2 protein-coding genes are annotated in these 1,756 nt (G+C 63.0%); both read right to left on the bottom strand.

Features of this window, described 5'->3' with window-relative positions:
* On the bottom strand, positions 1-566 hold a 566-nt coding region (locus AC0L3J_RS36965; protein ID WP_473350370.1), incomplete at its 3' end, for a flagellin N-terminal helical domain-containing protein.
* A gap of 313 nt (positions 567-879) precedes the next feature.
* The coding region (locus AC0L3J_RS36960; RefSeq protein ID WP_473350369.1) for a flagellin at positions 880-1,756 on the bottom strand (877 nt) is incomplete at its 5' end.

Genomic DNA, 1,756 nt, shown 5'->3' with positions numbered 1-1,756 from the left:
GCGGCGGTGGTGCCGAGCAGTGTGGTTGCCGACGAGATGCCTGTCGTGCCGTCGGCCGCAACACCCCCGGTGCCCGCAAACGAGCCCTGGGTTGCGCCGAGAGTGGCGCCCGAACCTGCCGCGGTGGCGCCGCCGGCCGTGCCGTTGTAGAGCACGTTGCTGCTCGCGGTCGCGCTGGCGAAGGAGGTCGTGCCGCGCAAATCGGCCGCCGTCGCACCCGCAATCGTGGTGGAGACGTTGGACTTGGTGGAGTAGCCGACGGTGGTCTGCAGCGCCTGGTTGGCGATCGACTTCGCAGAGTCGATCAGCTTCTGCAGCGAGGTCAGACCGGTGTTGGCGGCCTGCAGCACCTGCACGCCGTTGGCGATGCCATCGAGCAGATTGTTGATGTCGCTGGCGCGGTTGTCGAGCGACTGCGCGGTGAAGAAGTTGGTGGGATTGTCCAGGGCTGAATTGACGCTCTTGCCGGTCGACAGACGGTTCTGTGTGGTGGCGAGAAGATCAGCGGTGGACTGGAGAGACAGCAGGTTCTGGCGAACCGACGCAGAGAGAACAATACCGGACATGACTCTTACCCTTCTGGTTTACGCGTCTTCGTTCGATCGCTTCGGATCGAGTGACGGGGACAGCGTGCCGCGACATGGCTAACAAAGGGTGAAACGACACGCGCCCGCATTAAGTGCGGGTTCACCATAAGCGCGGGGAAGGCGTGGTCGCGGCCGGCAATCAGGCTGAAATCATTGGCATTTATCCGCGCTTACTCTCCATTAACCATAACCGCTGGTTACTTTTCAGAGCGTCGCACGGCTGCTCGAATGACAAAAAAGCGGCGAGGCCGAAGCCCCGCCGCCAGATCTTGCTTGCGATGTCGTCCGCTTGTTAGCGGAGCAGCTGCAGCACGCTCTGCTGCGACTGGTTGGCCAGCGACAGCGCGGAGACCGCGATCGACTGGCGGGTCGACAGCGCCTGGCTGTTGGCTGCCTCGACGTTGGTATCGGCCAGGGTCAGGTTGGACGAACCGGTCTGCAGCACGTTGATCAGGTTCTTGTTGAAGTCCTGACGCACCTGCACGATCGTGAGGTTTGAACCAAGGCTCGACGCTTCCGAGCGCAGCGTGCTCGACGCCGAGTTCAAATTGGTCAGTACCTTGTTGGTGGCAGCGTTGTCGATGAAGTCGACACCGCTGGTCAGTGCTGCGAGGCCGAGACCCTTGGAGTTGTAGGTCACGCCGGTGATGCTCAGGTTCGACTTGCCGGTCTCGTCGAACACCAGCTTGAGCTGGTCGCCGTTCAGCAGGTTGACGCCGTTGAACGAGGAGTCCTGCGAGGTCGAGTCGATCTGCGCAAGGATGTTGTTGTACTGGCCCACCAGGTTTGCACGCGAGGTCTGGGCAACCGTGTCCTGGACGGGGCTGGAAGCCGTCGAGAACGTCAGCGATGAGGTCAGCGTGCCGCCGATCGCACCACCCGCGGCGTTCGACCCGATGGTCGAGGACGCATAGTCGTTGGTGGTCGAGACCGTCAACAGACCGTTGGCGTCGATCGTCGCCGTCAGGTTGTTGGCCTGAAGCTTCGAGTTGAGCTGGTCGAGCGTCTTGACCGTGCCGTTGGTACCGTCGCCGAAGGTGGCATTGACCGCCGTGCCGCCGTTGAAGGAGGAGAAGGTCAAGGTCTTGCCGGTGAGGCCGCCGACGCCGGAGGTCCGGGCCGCCGAGAACACGCTCGCAGTGCCGGTGTTGCCGGCGAGGCCGAGCACG

It is taken from the genome of Bradyrhizobium sp. Kon37, from assembly GCF_055807535.1.
The sequence above is the reverse complement of the archived record's forward strand: the minus strand, read 5'-3'. Positions and strand labels throughout refer to the sequence as shown.